This is a genomic window from Actinomyces gerencseriae DSM 6844 (assembly GCF_000429265.1).
Lineage (GTDB): Bacteria > Actinomycetota > Actinomycetes > Actinomycetales > Actinomycetaceae > Actinomyces > Actinomyces gerencseriae.
Window position 1 is genome coordinate 115,003 of sequence record NZ_AUBN01000010.1, and the last position, 16,592, is coordinate 131,594.

Sequence of the window (16,592 nt, forward strand, 5' to 3'; positions counted from 1 at the left end):
CATCTCACTCGCTGTTCGAATATCCTGATCGGAGTCGAATCCCGCCGTCGCGATCGTCATCATGATCCCGGCCGACGGCGATTCCCCGGATGGGGGCGGAGATGATCCGCTTCCTCTCGGTTGTGCTTGTCGGTGCGCCTCGCGGATGCTCGGGAGACCGACGCGAGGTGTTCGAGAATCGTAGCCGCCAGGGTCGGACCTATGCCCTTGACCGAGGCGATCTGCTCCTGAGTGGCGGCACGGATCCGCTTGACCGAGCCGAACTCCTTGAGCAGGGCGGACTGCCGTGCGGGCCCCAGCCCCGGCACGTCGTCGAGTACGGAGCGAGTCATGCCCGCCGAGCGCTTCTTGCGATGGTGGGTGATGGCGAAGCGGTGCGACTCGTCGCGCAGGTACTGCAGCAGGTAGAGCGCGGGCGAGGTGCGCGGCAGCACGACGGGGAACTCGTCATCCGGCACCCATACCTCCTCCAGCCGCTTGGCCAGCCCCACCAGGGGCGCGTCGACCCCGAGCTCGTCCAGCACGGCGCGCGCGGCCCCCACCTGGGGCGGGCCGCCGTCGACGACGACGAGACCGGGGGCGTAGGAGAAGCGCCTGGCGCGCCCCGTCTCGGGGTCGATGGGGCCCGAGACGACGGGAACGCCGTCGCCGTCGGCGCCGACGAGCTCCACATCCGCGAGCTCGGCGCCCTGCTCGGCCAGCAGCCTTTTGAAGCGGCGGGTGAGGACCTCGCGCATGGCGGCGGTGTCGTCGTTCGCCCCGTCGCCGTCCTGGCCGCGGACGACGAAGCGCCGGTAATCGGACTTGCGGGGCGCTCCGTCCTCGAAGACGACCATGGAGCCGACCTGATGGGTGCCCTGGGTATGGGATATGTCGTAGCACTCGATGCGCAGTGGCGCCTCGGGCAGGTCCAGGGCCTCGGCCAGCTCCTCCAGCGCGGCGGAGCGCTGGGTGAGGTCGCCGGCGCGGCGCGTCTTGTGCAGGCGCAACGCCTCCTCGGCGTTCTTGCGCACGGTGCCCATGAGGGCGGCCTTGTCTCCGCGAGCCGGCACGCGCACATCGACTCTTCCTCCGCGCAGGCCGGCGAGCCACTCGCGCACAGCAGCGGCGTCCCCGGGCACGGCGGGAACGAGGATCTCCCGCGGGACTGCCGTGGTGGCGGTGTGGGCGACGTCGTCGATGCTGGTCGCCGCGGCGGCGTCGGAGCGCCGCGCCGACGCGCCGCGGGGCTGGGCGCGAGCCGGAGCGGCGACGGGGGCTCGCCCACCCACCCCGAGCGAGGTCGTGGGACCCGAGCGCTCGGGCGCACCCGCTCCGGAGGGGTCGGCCAGGTCCCCGTAGACCTGTTGCAGGAGGCGCTCGACGAGCTCGGCGTCGGTGGTCTCCTCGACCAGATCGATGACCCAGCCGCGCTGGCCGCGCACGCGTCCGCCGCGCACGTGGAAGACCTGAACGGCTGCGGTGAGCTCATCGCGCACGAGGCCGAAGACATCGGCGTCGGTGGCATCGGGCAGGACCACGGCGTTGCGCTCGATGACCTTCCTGAGCGCCTCGGCGTCGTCGCGCAGGCGCGCGGCCTTCTCGAACTCCAGGTTCCCGGCCGCCAGGCGCATGCGGTCCTCGAGCTCGCGCAGGTAGGGCCCGGTGCGTCCCGCCATGAAGGAGCAGAAGTCCTCGGCGAGCTCACGGTGATCGAGCTCGCTGATACGGCCCACGCAGGGCGCCGAGCACTTGTCGATGTATCCCAGCAGGCAGGGGCGGCCGGAGGCGCGGGCGCGCTTGAACACTCCCGCCGAGCAGGAGCGGACGGGGAAGACGCGCAGGAGCTGGTCGAGCGTCTCGCGGATGGACCACGCCTGCACGAAGGGGCCGAAGTAACGAGTCCCCGTCCTGCGCGCGCCGCGCACCACCTGGGCGCGCGGATAGGCCTCCTGCATGGTGACGGCCAGGTACGGATAGGACTTGTCGTCCCGGTACATGACGTTGAATCGGGGGTTGAACTCCTTGATCCAGGAGTACTCCAGGGCCAGGGACTCCACCTCCGTGCCCACGACCGTCCATTCCACGGCGCAGGCGGTGGTCACCATCTTCTGAGTGCGCGGGTGGAGGGCCGCTTGATCCTGGAAGTAGCTGGACAGGCGCGCCCGCAGGTTCTTGGCCTTGCCGACGTAGATGACGCGTCCCTCCATGTCGAGGAACCGGTAGACGCCCGGCGACGTGGGGATCTCGCCGGGTGCGGGGCGGTACGTCGAAGGGTCGGCCATGGCACGCAGACTAGATGAGTCGAGTCCCCGGGCCGAGGACCTGTCGCACATCGCCCGGGTGACGGCGGGAGGACGGCCTTCACTCCGGTGGGCGATACTGGGATCGAACCAGTGACCTCTTCCGTGTCAGGGAAGCGCGCTCCCGCTGCGCCAATCGCCCGAGGTGGGTACCGGATTCGAACCGGTGTAAACGGCTTTGCAGGCCGGTGCCTAGCCTCTCGGCCAACCCACCAGTGAGATGCCGGGGGCTGGGAGGCTCCCCAAGCTCCTCGGAGCGGATGACGGGACTCGAACCCGCGACCCTCACCTTGGCAAGGTGATGCTCTACCAACTGAGCCACATCCGCGCATGCTCCAACGGCTCATTCAGGCCGCCAGGCGCTGGAAAACCATAACACCCCGACGACCGTCGACCGCAAACGGCAATACGGTGATCCACCTCACCGAGCCCTCGTTTGCCCGACGGCTCGGGCGATGGATACCCTGTCCCCCGCGCCGGGCGATTGGCTCAGGGGTTAGAGCGCCTCGTTCACACCGAGGAGGTCACTGGTTCGATTCCAGTATCGCCCACCATCATCCGTCGGACGCGTTCCCGCACTCCGACGCATCGGCCCCGTGAGGGGCGGAGTCCTGGATCACTCCTCCGAACGGCACCTGCAGAGGGAATGGAGAATCGAGGGCCGCGGCAAGGGAGCCCCCATCTTCGAGCCGGCCTCGGATGAGGACGACGCGCCGCCGCAGTCGCTCGATCTCTCGCATCAGGAACTCGGCACCGTTGTTCTCGACGCATGGCCGCGGGAGGGCTCCGGAGGGCGAGGACGGGCGGGTCGGCCGCGTCTCCGGAACGAGACCTCCCGCCGTCCTGCCTCGGCATTTCTCACATGCTTCACGCACGCCCCTCGGATCCGGGTCGGATCCGGGTGCCGTCGGCCACCTCTCCGGGAGAGCCCTCCTCCCCCACATGAGCCTCGCCGGTGACGACGACGTCGGCCCCGAAGGTCCAGTCGCCCTCCACCGTCAGCGACTCGGCCCCTCGGATGGAGGGGACCCCGTGGGGGAACCGCGCTTCGAAGTCGCCGATCTTCTTGTAGTAGCGCGGGTCGAGGCTCACTGTGCAGGCCCGCTCCGGCACCATTCGCAGCAACCCGGCATCGTCGATCTCGTAGACGTCGGAGCGCACGAGCAGCAGATCGTTGGTGGTCTTGACCGGCAGGAAGCGGGAGCGGGGAACCTCGATGGCGGTCGCGCCCTCGAAGGCCTCCACCGCCGCCCCCATGGCGGTCTCGAGCTGGATGACCGGCGTCGAGGAGGAGTCGGCCGGATCGACCGTCTTCGCGTTCTTGATCAGCGGCAGGCCGAGGATCCCCTTGCGCGCGACGAGCATGTCGCGCAGGACCTCCAGGTCGAACCAGAGGTTGTTGGTGTGGAAGAAGGGGTGACGGTACTGGTCGGTGAAGAAGCGCATCTCGTCGGCCGGTGTCTGCGCGGTGTCGCGCAGGATGATGCGGCCGTCGCTCTTGCGCACCGCCAGGTGGCCGCCCTTGACGTCGGCCGGCGTGCGGCGGCACATCTCAGGGGCGTAGGGGGCGCCGGAGGCGGCGAACCAGCCGGCGATGCGAGCGGAGGGGGAGGCCCCCAGATTGTCCGAGTTGGAGGTCATGGCGTACGTGTAACCGCGCTCCAGCAGGGCGTCGAGGACGCCCGAGGCGACCAGGGCGGTGTAGATGTCGCCGTGCCCGGGCGGGCACCATTCGAGATCGGGATCCGCCTCCCATGTCACCGGGGTGAGGTCGTCGGCGCGCAGCTTGGGCTCGCGGTTCTGCAGGAAGTCCAGGGGCAGACCATCGACCTCGATGCCGGGGTGCTCGGCGAGCGCCGCGAGCGTGTCCCGACGGGTGCGGAAGGAGTCCATGAAGATCAACGGCAGAGCGACTCGGTGGAGCCGGCGCGCCGCCATCACCTGGTCGACCAGCAGGTCGAGGAACGACTTGCCGTCGCGCACGGGCAGCAGCGACTTGGCCCGGTCCATCCCCATGGAGGTGCCCAGACCCCCGTTGAGCTTGATCAGAACGGTGCGCGACAGCGCCTCGCGGGCGTCGTCCTCCCCGATTTCGACATCCTCGATGGAGTCGATCCGCGTGAGGGGCTCGATGGTGTCCTCGGGGATCAGACCGGTGGCCCCATCCTCCAGGGCCCGGTAGTAGTGACTGAAGACATCAATGGCCTGCTCGGCGACGTCGGCGTCGCGCATCTTGCGCTGGGCAGCGGTGAGTCCGTTCTCGCTCATGGGAGCAGCATATCCGCTGAACGGCCCCTCCCACAGGTCCCACAGGGCGCTTGCGCGCAGGGACCCGGCGGAACGACCCGAGCGGGGACCGCGCGAGCCTCCCCCGACCTCGCGATCATCACCATCCGACGGCCTCGCCGCGCCCTCCCCGGGGAACCCGTCCACAGGGGAGCACTTCCCTTCCCTCGAGCCGCATCGGCCTCATAACCTCTATGCGTCAGCACCCCGTCTGGAGTCAGCCATGTCAGTCCCCTATCACCCCGGCTCTCGGCCGCCGTTCGGCGGCGAGCTGCAAGAGATCCTGCGGCGGCTCGATCTCATGGAGCGCAAGATCGACTGGATCGCGCGGCATGCGGTCGAACCCGGGCGCTCCGACGCATCGCGTGCGCCCGAGGACCCGGAGTCGCACGCCCGCTCCGAGCCGAGCCCCGCCGCGCGGCCGGAGGAGCCCGAGCCCGAGCCGGCCAAGCCGCCGGAGCGGTCCGAACCGATTGCCGTTGCCGAGCCGATCGAGCCCGCGGACGTCGAGCCGGTGCCCGAGGACGGACCCGTGCAGCCGGAATCCGACATCCCTCGGCCGGTCGCCGCGTCGCGGCCCGCGTCCATACCACCGGCCGCGCAGCGTCCGGCCCGCGCGCCTCAGACCCGGCCCCGGGTCACGGTCTCCAGCACCCCGGCGAGGACGAGCGCCCCCGGCACGCGCGATGCGCACGGACCATCGACAGGCGCTCCCCGGCCGCGACCTCCGGCCGGCCCTCCCTCCGCCTGGGAGCGCATCCGCTCCGAGGGCAACGTCGGGCGCTATCTGCTGTCGGGCGCGGCCGCGATCCTGGTCGTGCTGTCGGCCGTCAGCCTCATCGCGCTCGTCTGGGACTCCATCTCCGACGGGGTCAAGGTCGGTTCCCTCCTCCTGGTCGCGGCCGGACTGGTCGCCTCGGGAGCCTCCCTGGCCCGGCGCGCCAAGCGCCAGCAGGTCGCCGCCGCGACCCTGACCGGCACCGGCGGCGTGCTCGGCTTCGTGGCGATCATCGGCGCGGTTCTGCTGGACACGGGGCTGCCGGTCCTTCCCGCCTTCGGTCTCATGACGGCATGGGCCGTCCTCCTCCTGGTGACCGCCAAGATGACGGAGCAGATCTTCACGGCGGTCATCGCGGGTCTGGGCACCCTGGTCACCATCGGCTTCGCGGCGTGGCACTCCAGCGCTCACAGCGACGCGGCCATCCTCACCTGGTCGCTCGTCTGCCTGGACGTCCTCGCCCTGGCCGCCATCACCGCCCACCTGGCGCGCTCCTCGGAGTCGATGCGCCTGGCCCCCTGGTTCCCCGCGACCGCGGTGCCCGCCACCATGGCCGCGGTCCTCCTGGCCCCGGTCCGCATCCTGGCCGAGGCGAGTGGGCCCCTGTGCGCTCTGATGGTCTTCATGCCCGCCGTTCTCATGGGGCTTCAGGTCATGGATGCCGGCCCCCGGCTCCACCGCGCGGGATGGCGGTGGGTGGCGGGCGTCGACTGGGGTCTGTTCGGCATCGTGGTGCTGATCGCCCAATGCCGGCTCGCAGTCGTCCGCACCGGGTCCGTGGGGATCGGGTCCGGGCAATGGGATGCCGGCGCGCTGGCCGACGCCGGCGCGGCGATGGCCCCCCTGCTGGTCGCTGCGGCCAGTGCGGCGCTCCTGGCGAAGCCGGTGTCCCGGGCGTGGCGCGGGCAGGTGGCGCCGGTGCCCCTGGGCATCGGTCTTCTCGTCGGGTTCGTATCGTGCGTCACCCAGATGCGCCTGTTCCCCCTGGTCGTCGTCGCACTCACGATGAGCGCGATGCCGTGCGCGCGCCTGCTCCACTCGGCGGCCGTGCCCGTTGTCTCGACCTTCGGCGCCATGGTGCTCCTCGGCTCGATTCGTCAGGCGGACCCGGCGAGTCAGGCCTGCGCGCTCGCCGGGCTCGTCCTGCTTCCGATCGGGGCGGTCGTGCTCGAGCAGATGCTGAAGCGGGCGCCCCTGCCCCAGCAGGATGAGGGGATCCCGTGGACGAGTCATGAGCAGGAGCTGGCCGCACGAGGCGTCAGCCTGATGTGGGCCTCGTGGGTCCTGGCGGCCGATCTGGTTTTCGTCGCTCCTCTGTCCCTCTTCTTGGCCCTGTCGCGATTGCAGACGGCCAACGCGATCAGCGCCCTGGTCGCGGGCACGATCGCGATCGCCCTGATGCGCCTGGGTCTGTGCTCGTCCGCCCCCACCCCCGTGGCGCTGCTCATCGGTGCCAGGGCGGGGCAGCGCATCGGCGCGGAAGGAGAGGCGCCGACGACCCCCATGCCCCCCGCGCCGCTGTGCGGCGGGTACCTCGTCCTGGCCGTCATCGCCCTGGCCCAGCTCCTGGTCGCGACCGTGACCGATGGTCTCGTGTGGCAGGGACTGCTCGTCGTCGTCGCTCTGGGGGCGGGCACGACCGCGGCCTGGCTGCTGTGGCCCTGGCTGCGCGGCACCGCCGAGACGATTGCCACGGCGGGGCTCATGTCGGCCGTGGTGTGGTGGTCGGTCTGGATTCTCTCGGGCGAGCGATTGTCGGGCGTCCTGCTGACGATCGTGGTGCTGGCCACCGGTGCGGTGTGCATCATCGCAGGCTTCCGGCTGCGGGCGACGGCACTGCGCCATTACGGGCTCGTGCTGGTACTCGTCTCGGTGCTCAAACTGGCGGTGATGGATATCGGCAACCAGAATTCGATCACCCGTGTCATCGCCCTGGGAGTCGCGGGCCTCATCTGCTTCGGCCTGTCATTGGCCTACAACCGCATCGCGGCCGACGGGAGCGCGAGCGGGACGCCGTCCTCGCGGCCCGCGCCCGATGGGCGGTCGGGCCCGGACAGCGGCGCCGCGCCCCGGGTGAGCTCGCCGCCGACCGTCGGTTACGGCTACATCGCCGGCAGCGCCGACAGCGGTGTCGATGACGGAGGATTCCAGTCGCCCGAGTAGGCCGGGCAGCGCCATGCGCAGGAGCCGACGCCCCGCAGCACCGGCGCCATCGGTGCTCGGCGGGACCCGATGGCGCCGGGCGATCACGGGATGATCATGAACCAGCGGCTCGCGTCAGCAGGAGCCGGTGCAGGGTCGGGTCTCCCGTCAGCTCCGGGTGATAGGACACGGCCATGATGGCCTCCTTCTCCACTCCGACGACGCGCGGAGGCCGTTCCGGCCGAGCGGGGTCGCGGTAGGAGGAGCACGCGCTCACCCCTTCGCCCATGCGCGTGACGGCCGGCGCGCGGATGAAGGCCGCCGTCAGCGCAGCGCCCTTCCACTTCAGATCGACGCTCATCGAGTCGACCTGGGGGCCGAAGGCGTTGCGCTCGATATCGATGTCGAGCACTCCCAGAGCGGCCAGGACGATGAGTCCCGCACAGGTCCCCAGCGCGGGCAGACGCGACGCCGCCTCGGCCAGGGGCTCGCGCAGCCCGGCCAGGTCCAGGAGTCGCAGCAGGGTGGTCGACTCGCCGCCGGGAAGGATGAGGGCGTCCAGGTCGTGGAGGTGCTCGTCGCGTCGCACGAGCACGACGTCGTGGCCCAGGGCCCGTACGAGTCGGGCGTGCTCGATGACGCCTCCCTGAAGCGCGAGGATCCCGACTCTCACCAGCCGCGCTCCGCCAGGCGATGAGGCGCGGGCAAGTCCGCCACGTTGATGCCGACCATGGCCTCGCCCAGGCCACGCGAGGCCTCCAGGACGGCGGAGGGGTCGTCGTACCAGGCCGTCGCGCGCACAATCGCGGCGGCCCGGCGGGCGGGGTCCCCCGACTTGAAGATGCCCGAGCCCACGAAGACGCCGTCGGCGCCCAGTTGCATCATCATGGCCGCGTCGGCGGGCGTGGCCACGCCGCCGGCAGTGAACAGCACGACGGGCAGTGCGCCCGCGTCGGCGACCTCGCGCACCAGCTCGTAGGGGGCGCCGAGCTCTTTGGCGGCGACGTAGAGCTCGTCCGCGCCCAAGCCCTTCAGCGCCGCGATCCCCTTCGTAATGGTGCGGATGTGGCGGGTGGCCTCCGAGACGTCGCCGGTGCCGGCCTCGCCCTTGGAGCGGATCATGGCCGCGCCCTCGCTCACCCGCCGCAGCGCCTCGCCGAGGTTGGTGGCCCCGCACACGAAGGGGACGGTGAAGCGGTGCTTGTCGATGTGGTGGACGTAGTCGGCCGGCGAGAGGACCTCGGACTCGTCGATGAAATCGACCTTGAGCTCCTGAAGCACCTGGGCCTCGACGAAGTGCCCGATACGGGCCTTGGCCATGACGGGGATGGAGACCGCGTCGATAATGCCCGAAATAAGATCGGGATCACTCATGCGGGCCACCCCGCCCTGCGCGCGGATATCGGCCGGCACGCGCTCCAGGGCCATGACCGCAACGGCACCGGCGTCCTCTGCGATACGAGCCTGCTCGGGCGTGACGACGTCCATGATGACGCCGCCCTTGAGCATGTCGGCCAGCCCGCGCTTGACGAGCGGGCTCCCGGTGGTCGGCGTTCGCGCGGGTCCGGTGCTTTCGGCAGCGTTGTCAGTAGTGTCCATGGGGGTGATGCTGCTCCTCGACGTGGACTACTCTGAAGTCCGGTTCCGGACCATTCCTTTGGACCACCTCTCGCCCGCACGGCTCGACCGCGGAGACGACGCACATGCAGATCGACCACGACCGCCCCGTCCCCACCCAGATCGTTGAGGACATCCGCAACCGCATCACCGATTCCCGTCTCGCCCCGGGTGATCCGCTGCCCTCCACACGCGTTCTGGCGCGTCAGCTGAGGGTATCGCGGGGCAGTGTCGTCACCGCCTACGAGCAGCTCGCCGGCGAGGGCTTTCTCGTGGCGAGCCCCGGCGGCACCCGCGTGGATCCCTCGCTCCAGGTGCCCTCCCCGCCGCCTCCGGGACCGGGTCCCGGGGAGCGCACCGCTCCCGTCCGAGGCGATCTGAGACCGGGTGCACCGGCCGACGGCCCGCTGACGACGGCTCTGTGGCGCAGCGCCTGGCGGGCGGCCGCCGCCCATCCCATCGCCCATCCGCCCGCGGGCTCGGAGGAGCTGCGCGCCCTCATCGCCGAGCACGTGCGTCTGACGAGGTCCATACGTGTTGATCCGCGCAACGTCGTCGTCACCTCCGGCGCCCGCGACGGCCTGCGGCTGCTGCTGGCGGCCCAGGAGCGCCCCGGGCGCCTCGCGGTTGAGGATCCCGGGTATCCCTCCCTGCGTCGCGTGCCCCGCGCAATGGGCTGGAGGCTCCAGCCGGTGGGCACCGACACCGCGGGCATGAGCGCCGACGCCGATGGCGACCCGGCCGACATCCTCCTGGTCACGCCCAATCACCAGTTCCCCACCGGCACCCAGATGCCCGCCTCACGCCGCTTCGCGCTGCTGGAGGCGGCGCGTCGCACCGGTGCCCTCGTCATCGAGGACGACTACGACTCCGAGCTGCGCTCGACCCACCCGCCCCTGCTCGCCCTGGACACCGAGGGGCGAGTCGCCATGCTCGGGTCCTTCGCCAAGACCCTCACCCCGGCACTGGCCCTCGGGTACCTCATCGTGCCGCCGGCACTGCGCGACCGGGTCGCCGATCTGTGCCTGCCGACGTCCGGACTGGTGCAGGATGCCGTCGCCCGCTACATGGAGGCCGGCGGGCTACGACGGCACACCGCGCGCATGCGCAAGGAGTATCGAGCCAGACGCGCCGCCTTCATCGGCCTGTTCCCCGAGGGCGTGCCCATGGAGGGCGGACTGCACGCCGTCGTCCCGCTGCGTGCGGACGCCGACGAGGACCGCGTCGTCGCCCGCTGCCGCGCCCGGGGTCTGGGGGTCACGGGCATGGCGGATTACTGGTCGGCCCGGCGCCCCCGCACTCCCGGCATCGTCCTGGGCCTGGGGACCGGGTCACTCGATCGCCTGCGGGAGCGGCTCGCCGTCCTGCGCCGCACCATCGAAGAGGGCCAAGGGCTCTGAGGGCCGACTCCCCGGGGCCCTCGGTACCTCCCCCGGGTCCGCCGGCATCTCCCCGTCGCCCGGAGGGAGGATCTCAGCCGCGGGCGCGCTCCAGCATGGGGGCGAGGAAGCGGCCGGTGTAGGAGGCCTCGTCCCGGGCGATCCTCTCGGGAGTGCCCGTGGCGACGATGGCGCCCCCGCCCCTGCCCCCCTCCGGGCCCATGTCGATGACCCAGTCGGCGTTGGCGATGACGTCGAGATTGTGCTCGATGACGATCACGGAGTTGCCCTTATCGACCAGTCCCTGGAGCACCGCCAGCAGCTTGCGGATGTCTTCGAAATGCAGACCGGTGGTCGGCTCGTCGAGGACGTAGACGGTCCGCCCGGTGGAGCGGCGCTGGAGCTCGGTGGCGAGCTTGACGCGCTGCGCCTCCCCGCCCGACAGGGTGGTGGCGGCCTGTCCGAGACGCACGTAGCCCAGGCCGACCTCCACCAGGGTGTTGAGATGACGGGCGATGATCGGAGTGGCGGCGAAGAAGTCGGCGGCCTGGCGAATCGTCATGTCCAGGACATCGGCGACGGTCCTGTCCTTGTAGCGGATCTCCAGGGTCTCCCGGTTGTAGCGCGCTCCGTGGCAGACCTCGCAGGGGACGTAGACGTCGGGCAGGAAGTTCATCTCGATCTTGAGCGTGCCGTCGCCCTTGCACGACTCGCAGCGACCTCCCTTGACGTTGAAGGAGAAGCGCCCGGGGCCGTAGCCGCGCACCTTCGACTCGGGCACGGCGGCGAAGATCTTGCGGATGTGGTCCCAGACGCCCGTGTAGGTCGCGGGGTTGGAGCGCGGCGTGCGACCGATCGGCGACTGATCGACGTGGACCACCTTGTCGAGGTTGTCCAGACCGCGCACCGTCTTGTGACGTCCCGGAACACCGCGGGCGCCGTTGAGCCGGTTCGCGAGCACCCGGTAGAGGATGGCGTTGACCAGGGAGGACTTGCCCGAGCCGGAGACCCCGGTGACGGCTGTGAACACGCCGAGCGGAAAGGTGGCGGTGATGTCCCTGAGGTTGTTCTCGCGAGCCCCGACGACTGTCAGCTCACGACCCTTGGCCGGCGTGCGGCGGCTGGCGGGGACGTCGATGGCGCGGCGCCCGGCCAGGTAGTCGCCGGTCACCGAGTCGGGGGCGTCGAGCAGCCCGCCCACGTCTCCGGAGTAGACGATCTCCCCGCCCTTCTCCCCCGCGCCCGGACCGATGTCCACGATCCAGTCGGCGGAGCGAATGGTGTCCTCGTCATGCTCGACGACGATGAGCGTGTTGCCCAGATCGCGCAGACGCTCCAGGGTCTCGACGAGGCGGGCGTTGTCGCGCTGATGCAGCCCGATGCTGGGCTCGTCCAGCACGTAGAGGACGCCGACCAGGCCCGAGCCGATCTGAGTGGCCAGCCGGATGCGCTGCGCCTCCCCGCCCGACAGGGTGGCGGCCCCGCGCGACAGGCTGAGATAGTCCAGGCCCACATCCACCAGGAAGCCGAGACGGGCGTTGATCTCCGCCAGAACACTGCCGGCGATCCGCGCCGCCTGACCGGTCAGCTCGAGACTCCGCAGGACGTCGCGGGCCTCCGAGACGGGCAGGTCGCACAGCTGGGCGATCGAGCGGTCCCCCACGCGCACCGCCAGCACCTCGGGCTTGAGGCGGGCGCCGTGGCAGGCCGGGCAGGGCACCTCGCGCATGTAGCCCTGGTAGCGCTCCTTGGACCACTCGGACTCGGTCTCGTCGTGCTTGCGCATGACGTAGTCGAGCACGCCCTCGAAGCCGGTGGAGTAGATGCGCTCGCGCCCCCACCGGTTGCGATACCGGACCTTGACCTCGTAGTCCTTGCCGCGCAGGATCGCCTCCTTGGCGCGCCTCGGCAGAGCCCGCCAAGGGGTGCTGACGTCGAAGGACAGCTCCTCGCCCAGGGCCTTGAGCTGACGGGTGAAGTACTTCTGGTGACTGGTCCACGGCGCGATGGCCCCCTCCGCCAGGGTGAGCTCCTCGTCGGGGACGACGAGCTCGGGATCGACCTCCAGCCGGGAGCCGATGCCCGTGCACGCCGGGCAGGCGCCGTAGGGGGCGTTGAAGGAGAAGGTGCGCGGCTCCATCTCATCGAGCTGGAGGGGATGCTCGTTGGGGCAGGCGCGCTTCTCGGAGAAGCGGCGCAGTCGCGCGGGATCGTCCTCCTCGAGGTCGACCAGATCGATGAGCACCAGACCGTCGGCCAGTCCCAGGGCCGTCTCGATGGAGTCGGTCAGACGCCGGCGCATGCCCTCGCGCACGACAAGACGGTCGACGACGACCTCGATGTCGTGCTTGAGCCTCTTGTTGAGCTCGGGGACCTCGCCGAGCCGATGCGTCCGCCCGTCCACGCGCACGCGTGAGAAGCCGCGGCCCTGCAGCTCGGCCAGAAGCTCGGAGTACTCCCCCTTCCGCCCCCGCACCACCGGGGCCAGAACCTGGAAGCGGGTGCCCTCATCCATGGAGCGGATCTGGTCGACGATCTGCTGAGGGGTCTGGGAGGCGACGAGCGCATCGCAGACGGGGCAGTGCTGGACCCCGGCGCGGGCGTAGAGGAGGCGCAGGTAGTCGTAGACCTCGGTGACCGTGCCCACGGTCGAGCGGGGGTTGCGGGAGGTGGACTTCTGGTCGATGGAGACCGCCGGGGACAGGCCCTCGATGAAGTCGACGTCGGGCTTGTCCATCTGGCCGAGGAACTGGCGGGCGTAGGACGACAGGGACTCGACGTAGCGGCGCTGGCCCTCGGCGAAGATCGTGTCGAAGGCCAGCGAGGACTTGCCGGATCCGGACAGGCCGGTGAAGACGATCATCTGGTCGCGAGGCAGGTCGAGGCTGACCCCTTTGAGATTGTGCTCGCGGGCGCCACGGATGATGAGGGAGTCGTTCACGGGGATCGAGTCTAGAGGCTGCCCTCCTTCGTACACGTGTTCGACATGTCTCATCCTCACCCCCGACCGATGGGACGGACCCCTCCGGAGCCCCTTCGAGCCTCCCTCGAGCTCCTCGCCCCCGCCACGGCGGCGCGATCCGCCCCGCCCCGGCCGCATCGTGCGTAGGCTGTGCCCATGAGCAGGGTCTACGCCGTCGAGTACCGCTACGTCACCGACCGCGACGAGGAGATGGCCGGTGTCCGTCCCTCCCACCGCGCCTTCAACGCCGGTCTGGCGGAGGAGGGTCGGCTCCTGGCCGCGGGCCCGTATGCGGGCGGGCACGACGCCCTCATCATCGTGCGCGCCGAGGATGAGGCCGGCGCGCTCGCGCTGCTCGAGGACGATCCCTTCAACCAGGCCGGCTTCATCGCCGAACGCATCCCCCGGGAGTGGAGCCCCGTCATCGGTCGCCTGGCCTGAGAACCGGGCCACCGGCCGCGCCGCGGCGTCGCGCGCGGCAGCCCGTCGTCATCATTCCCACGGCCGGCCACTCCCACTCGTCGATGTCCGACTCGGGCCCGGTGCGGGTCTCGCGCCGTGGGGGCCGTCAGTCCCGCGATCGGGAGCCCGTCGGACGTCGACGCACGAGGCGGATCGCCTCGATCCCGACCACGGCCGCGCCGCCGGAGACCGCGATAACCAGCCACGTCGCCGGGTTCGGCCACGCCAGGAGGAAGAATCCCCGCACCGCCGGCACGAGCACTCCTAGCGCCGCGGCTCCGGCCATGAGAACGACGAGGCCGAGCCGCCAGCCCAGCAGGGGTCTGGCGGTCAGCGTCAGCAGCGACAGCCCTGAGGCGACGAGGACCAGCGTGGCGCCGGTGGTGATCTGGGCCAGCGCGGCGTGCTCGGCGGCGAGCCACTGGCGCGCGACGAGGGTCGCGATCCCGGCGACGAGGCCGGCCGGGATCGCGAGCGTGAGCACCCGGCGCAGGAAACCGGATCGGTAGCGCCGGTCGTTGGGCGCCAGGGCCAGCACGAAGGCGGGGATGCCGATCGTCAGGGAGGAGACGATGGTGAGCTGGCGCGGTAGGAACGGGTAGCCGATGGCGGTGACGGCCACGACGACGGCGATGAGCGAGGCGTAGACCGTCTTGGCCAGGAACAGTGAGGCGATCCGCTCGGTATTGGCCATGACCCGGCGCCCCTCGGCCACCACGCCGGGAAGCGCGGAGAACTCTCCGGAGAGCAGGACCATGCGGGCGACGGCCTTGGTGGCGGGAGCGCCATTGCCCATGGCGATGCCCAGGTCGGCGTCCTTGAGGGCGAGCGAGTCGTTGACGCCGTCGCCGGTCATGGCCACGGTGCGCCCGCGGCTGCGCAGGGCCTGAACGAGGGCGCGCTTCTGCTCGGGAGTGACGCGACCGAGCACCTGCGCCCCCTCGACGGCCTCGGCGAGCTCCTCCAGCGCCGCCGGGTCATCGGCATCGGCGGGCAGGTCGCGGGCGTCGAGGGCCACCGGCGCACCGCCGGCGTCCGAGGCGACGCCGGCGCCGGCGGCGACCGCGGCCACGGTCGTCGGGTTGTCGCCGCTGATGATCTTGACGTCGACGCCCTGGGCGCGGAAGTAGTCCAGGGTCTCGGCCGCGTCGGAGCGGATCTGCTCGGAGAGCACCAGCAGTCCGGCCGCCCGTCTGCTCCCCGGCAGGCGGGGCTCGCCGTCCTCGCCCCGGTCGCAGGGCTGCTGTCCGCGAGCCAGGGCGATGACGCGAACGCCTCCGGTGCTCAGGCGCTGGGCGTGGGTGAGCAGGTTCGGGCCGCCGTCTGCCCCGGCCAGGATGATCTCGGGCGCGCCCATGAGCCAGGTCCGCCCGTCCAGCACCGCGGCGGACCACTTGCGCCGCGAGGAGAAGGCGACGGCCTCGCGGACGCGGCCGGTGACGGCCTCGACGTCGGGCAGGGTGCGCGGGTCGGCGCTCGACCCGACGCTCCGCCCCGTGAGCCCCTCGAGCACGGCCTCGGCCGTGGCGTTCGGGTCGGCGACGGCGGTCAGGGCCAGCAGCGGCTCACGCAGTGCGGCGGTGGCATCGACCAGGGTCCCGTCGACGCCGTCGGCACCGCCGGCATCATCAGCGCCATCGGTGCCGACGGCCAGCACCCGGGTCAGAGCGATCCGACCGGTGGTGAGCGTGCCCGTCTTGTCCAGGCAGAGGGTGTCGACGCGGGCGAGGACCTCGACGGCGGGCAGCTCCTGGACGAGCACGTGACGGCGCGCCAGGGTCAGGGACGCGGTGGCGAAATTGACGCTCGTGAGCAGGACGAGCCCCTGGGGCACCATGCCGACGACCCCGGCGACGGAGGCCACCAGGGCGGTGCTCCACTGACCCGTGGGCGCGCCGGCGGCGCTGATGGCCGTGCCGCGCATCTGCGACCAGAGCAGCAGCAGCGCGACGGGCACGATCACCCAGGAGATCCATCGCAGGACCCGGTTGGTGCCGGCCTGGAGCTCGGAGGACACCACCGAGTAGCGGCGGGCCTCGCGGGCCAGTCGGTTGGCGTACGCGTCGGCTCCCACGGCGTCGGCCTGCACGAGCGCTGTGCCCGCTGTCACGGTGGTGCCCGACATCACCCGGTCGCCGATGCCGGGCCGGACGGGGACCGACTCGCCGGTGAGGATGGACTCGTCGACCTCCAGGCCGTCCGTGGTCAGCACGATGGCGTCGGCCGGCACCTGCTCGCCGCTGCGCAGCCTCAGCACGTCGTCCAGGACGACGTCGGCCACGTCGAGGTCGACCTCCTGACCGTCGCGCACGACGCGCGCGGTCGGGGCCTCCAGGACGGCGAGGCGATCGAGCGCGCGCTTGGCGCGCACCTCAGCGATCGTCCCGGTGGCGGTGTTGAGGATGAGGACGAGGCCGAACAGAGCATCGGCCCAGTGCCCCACCGCGAGCACCACGACGAGCGCGGTGGCGAGGATGGCGTTGAAGATGGTGAAGACATTGGCGCGCAGGATCGCAGCCGCGGACCGGGAGGTGCGCACCCTGTAGGCGTTGGTACGTCCATCGCGCACGCGCGCGGCGACCTGCTCGGCCGTCAGCCCCCGGTGCTCCTCGGGGGATCGGGTTGACATGCTCGTTCGACTCACCGGGCCAGCATGCCCGCCTCGGCCGCCGGATCCCAGCGGA

General features: G+C 71.1%; 9 protein-coding genes and 4 tRNA genes. 4 read left to right on the forward strand and 9 right to left on the reverse strand.

The features are described from left to right. Positions 1–59 precede the first annotated feature (59 nt). From uvrC to G448_RS0104685, 4 genes are all read right to left on the reverse strand, one after another. Positions 60–2,264: an excinuclease ABC subunit UvrC gene (uvrC, locus tag G448_RS15090; RefSeq protein WP_051268621.1), complete on the reverse strand. Its 2,205-nt coding sequence runs from the start codon at positions 2,262–2,264 to the stop codon at positions 60–62. Between the two features lie 88 nt (positions 2,265–2,352). Continuing rightward, positions 2,353–2,424 (reverse strand) — tRNA-Val (locus tag G448_RS0104675). A 1-nt stretch (position 2,425) separates the two neighbouring features. Beyond that, positions 2,426–2,496: transfer RNA gene (locus G448_RS0104680), tRNA-Cys, on the reverse strand. 41 nt (positions 2,497–2,537) lie between these two features. Next, a tRNA-Gly gene (locus G448_RS0104685) sits at positions 2,538–2,610 on the reverse strand. A gap of 150 nt (positions 2,611–2,760) precedes the next feature. On the opposite strand from G448_RS0104685, the gene G448_RS0104690 reads away from it, so the two are divergent. Next, positions 2,761–2,836 (forward strand) — tRNA-Val (locus G448_RS0104690). Between the two features lie 313 nt (positions 2,837–3,149). Here G448_RS0104690 and G448_RS0104695 read toward each other — a convergent pair. Further along, positions 3,150–4,550: a UTP--glucose-1-phosphate uridylyltransferase gene (locus G448_RS0104695; RefSeq protein ID WP_026407054.1), complete on the reverse strand. Its 1,401-nt coding sequence runs from the start codon at positions 4,548–4,550 to the stop codon at positions 3,150–3,152. Between the two features lie 241 nt (positions 4,551–4,791). On the opposite strand from G448_RS0104695, the gene G448_RS18970 reads away from it, so the two are divergent. Further along, positions 4,792–7,509: a DUF2339 domain-containing protein gene (locus G448_RS18970; RefSeq protein WP_051268622.1), complete on the forward strand. Its 2,718-nt coding sequence runs from the start codon at positions 4,792–4,794 to the stop codon at positions 7,507–7,509. Positions 7,510–7,603: 94 nt separating this feature from the next. Here G448_RS18970 and pdxT read toward each other — a convergent pair whose 3' ends face one another. Both pdxT and pdxS read right to left on the reverse strand, forming a co-directional pair. Continuing rightward, positions 7,604–8,161, reverse strand: a complete 558-nt coding sequence (pdxT, locus tag G448_RS0104705; RefSeq protein WP_034494377.1) for a pyridoxal 5'-phosphate synthase glutaminase subunit PdxT — start codon at positions 8,159–8,161, stop codon at positions 7,604–7,606. Then, entirely contained in the window at positions 8,158–9,087 is a 930-nt protein-coding gene (gene pdxS, locus G448_RS0104710) for a pyridoxal 5'-phosphate synthase lyase subunit PdxS (protein WP_084436331.1), read from the reverse strand. The genes pdxT and pdxS overlap by 4 nt, the downstream gene beginning before the upstream one ends. A gap of 104 nt (positions 9,088–9,191) precedes the next feature. On the opposite strand from pdxS, the gene pdxR reads away from it, so the two are divergent. Further along, complete coding sequence (gene pdxR, locus G448_RS0104715) at positions 9,192–10,505, forward strand: MocR-like pyridoxine biosynthesis transcription factor PdxR (protein WP_026407057.1); 1,314 nt, start codon at positions 9,192–9,194, stop codon at positions 10,503–10,505. Between the two features lie 73 nt (positions 10,506–10,578). Here pdxR and uvrA read toward each other — a convergent pair whose 3' ends face one another. Beyond that, positions 10,579–13,425, reverse strand: a complete 2,847-nt coding sequence (uvrA, locus tag G448_RS0104720) for an excinuclease ABC subunit UvrA (RefSeq protein WP_026407058.1) — start codon at positions 13,423–13,425, stop codon at positions 10,579–10,581. 177 nt (positions 13,426–13,602) lie between these two features. Here uvrA and G448_RS0104725 point away from each other — a divergent pair, with 177 nt between their 5' ends. Continuing rightward, positions 13,603–13,887 carry a YciI family protein gene (locus G448_RS0104725; RefSeq protein ID WP_026407059.1) on the forward strand — a complete coding sequence of 95 codons (285 nt, stop codon included), beginning with the start codon at positions 13,603–13,605 and terminating at the stop codon, positions 13,885–13,887. A gap of 127 nt (positions 13,888–14,014) precedes the next feature. On the opposite strand, the gene G448_RS0104730 is transcribed toward G448_RS0104725, so the two are convergent. Further along, positions 14,015–16,537 carry an HAD-IC family P-type ATPase gene (locus tag G448_RS0104730; protein ID WP_026407060.1) on the reverse strand — a complete coding sequence of 841 codons (2,523 nt, stop codon included), beginning with the start codon at positions 16,535–16,537 and terminating at the stop codon, positions 14,015–14,017. Positions 16,538–16,592 lie beyond the last annotated feature (55 nt).

What these genes read in the sequence shown, in the direction of transcription:
- uvrC (WP_051268621.1), bottom strand. Translation starts at nt 2,264, where the DNA reads ATGGCCGACCCTTCGACGTACCGCCCCGCACCCGGCGAGATCCCCACG.
- G448_RS0104695 (WP_026407054.1), bottom strand. Translation starts at nt 4,550, where the DNA reads ATGAGCGAGAACGGACTCACCGCTGCCCAGCGCAAGATGCGCGACGCC.
- G448_RS18970 (WP_051268622.1), top strand. Translation starts at nt 4,792, where the DNA reads ATGTCAGTCCCCTATCACCCCGGCTCTCGGCCGCCGTTCGGCGGCGAG.
- pdxS (WP_084436331.1), bottom strand. Translation starts at nt 9,087, where the DNA reads ATGGACACTACTGACAACGCTGCCGAAAGCACCGGACCCGCGCGAACG.
- pdxR (WP_026407057.1), top strand. Translation starts at nt 9,192, where the DNA reads ATGCAGATCGACCACGACCGCCCCGTCCCCACCCAGATCGTTGAGGAC.
- G448_RS0104725 (WP_026407059.1), top strand. Translation starts at nt 13,603, where the DNA reads ATGAGCAGGGTCTACGCCGTCGAGTACCGCTACGTCACCGACCGCGAC.
- G448_RS0104730 (WP_026407060.1), bottom strand. Translation starts at nt 16,537, where the DNA reads ATGTCAACCCGATCCCCCGAGGAGCACCGGGGGCTGACGGCCGAGCAG.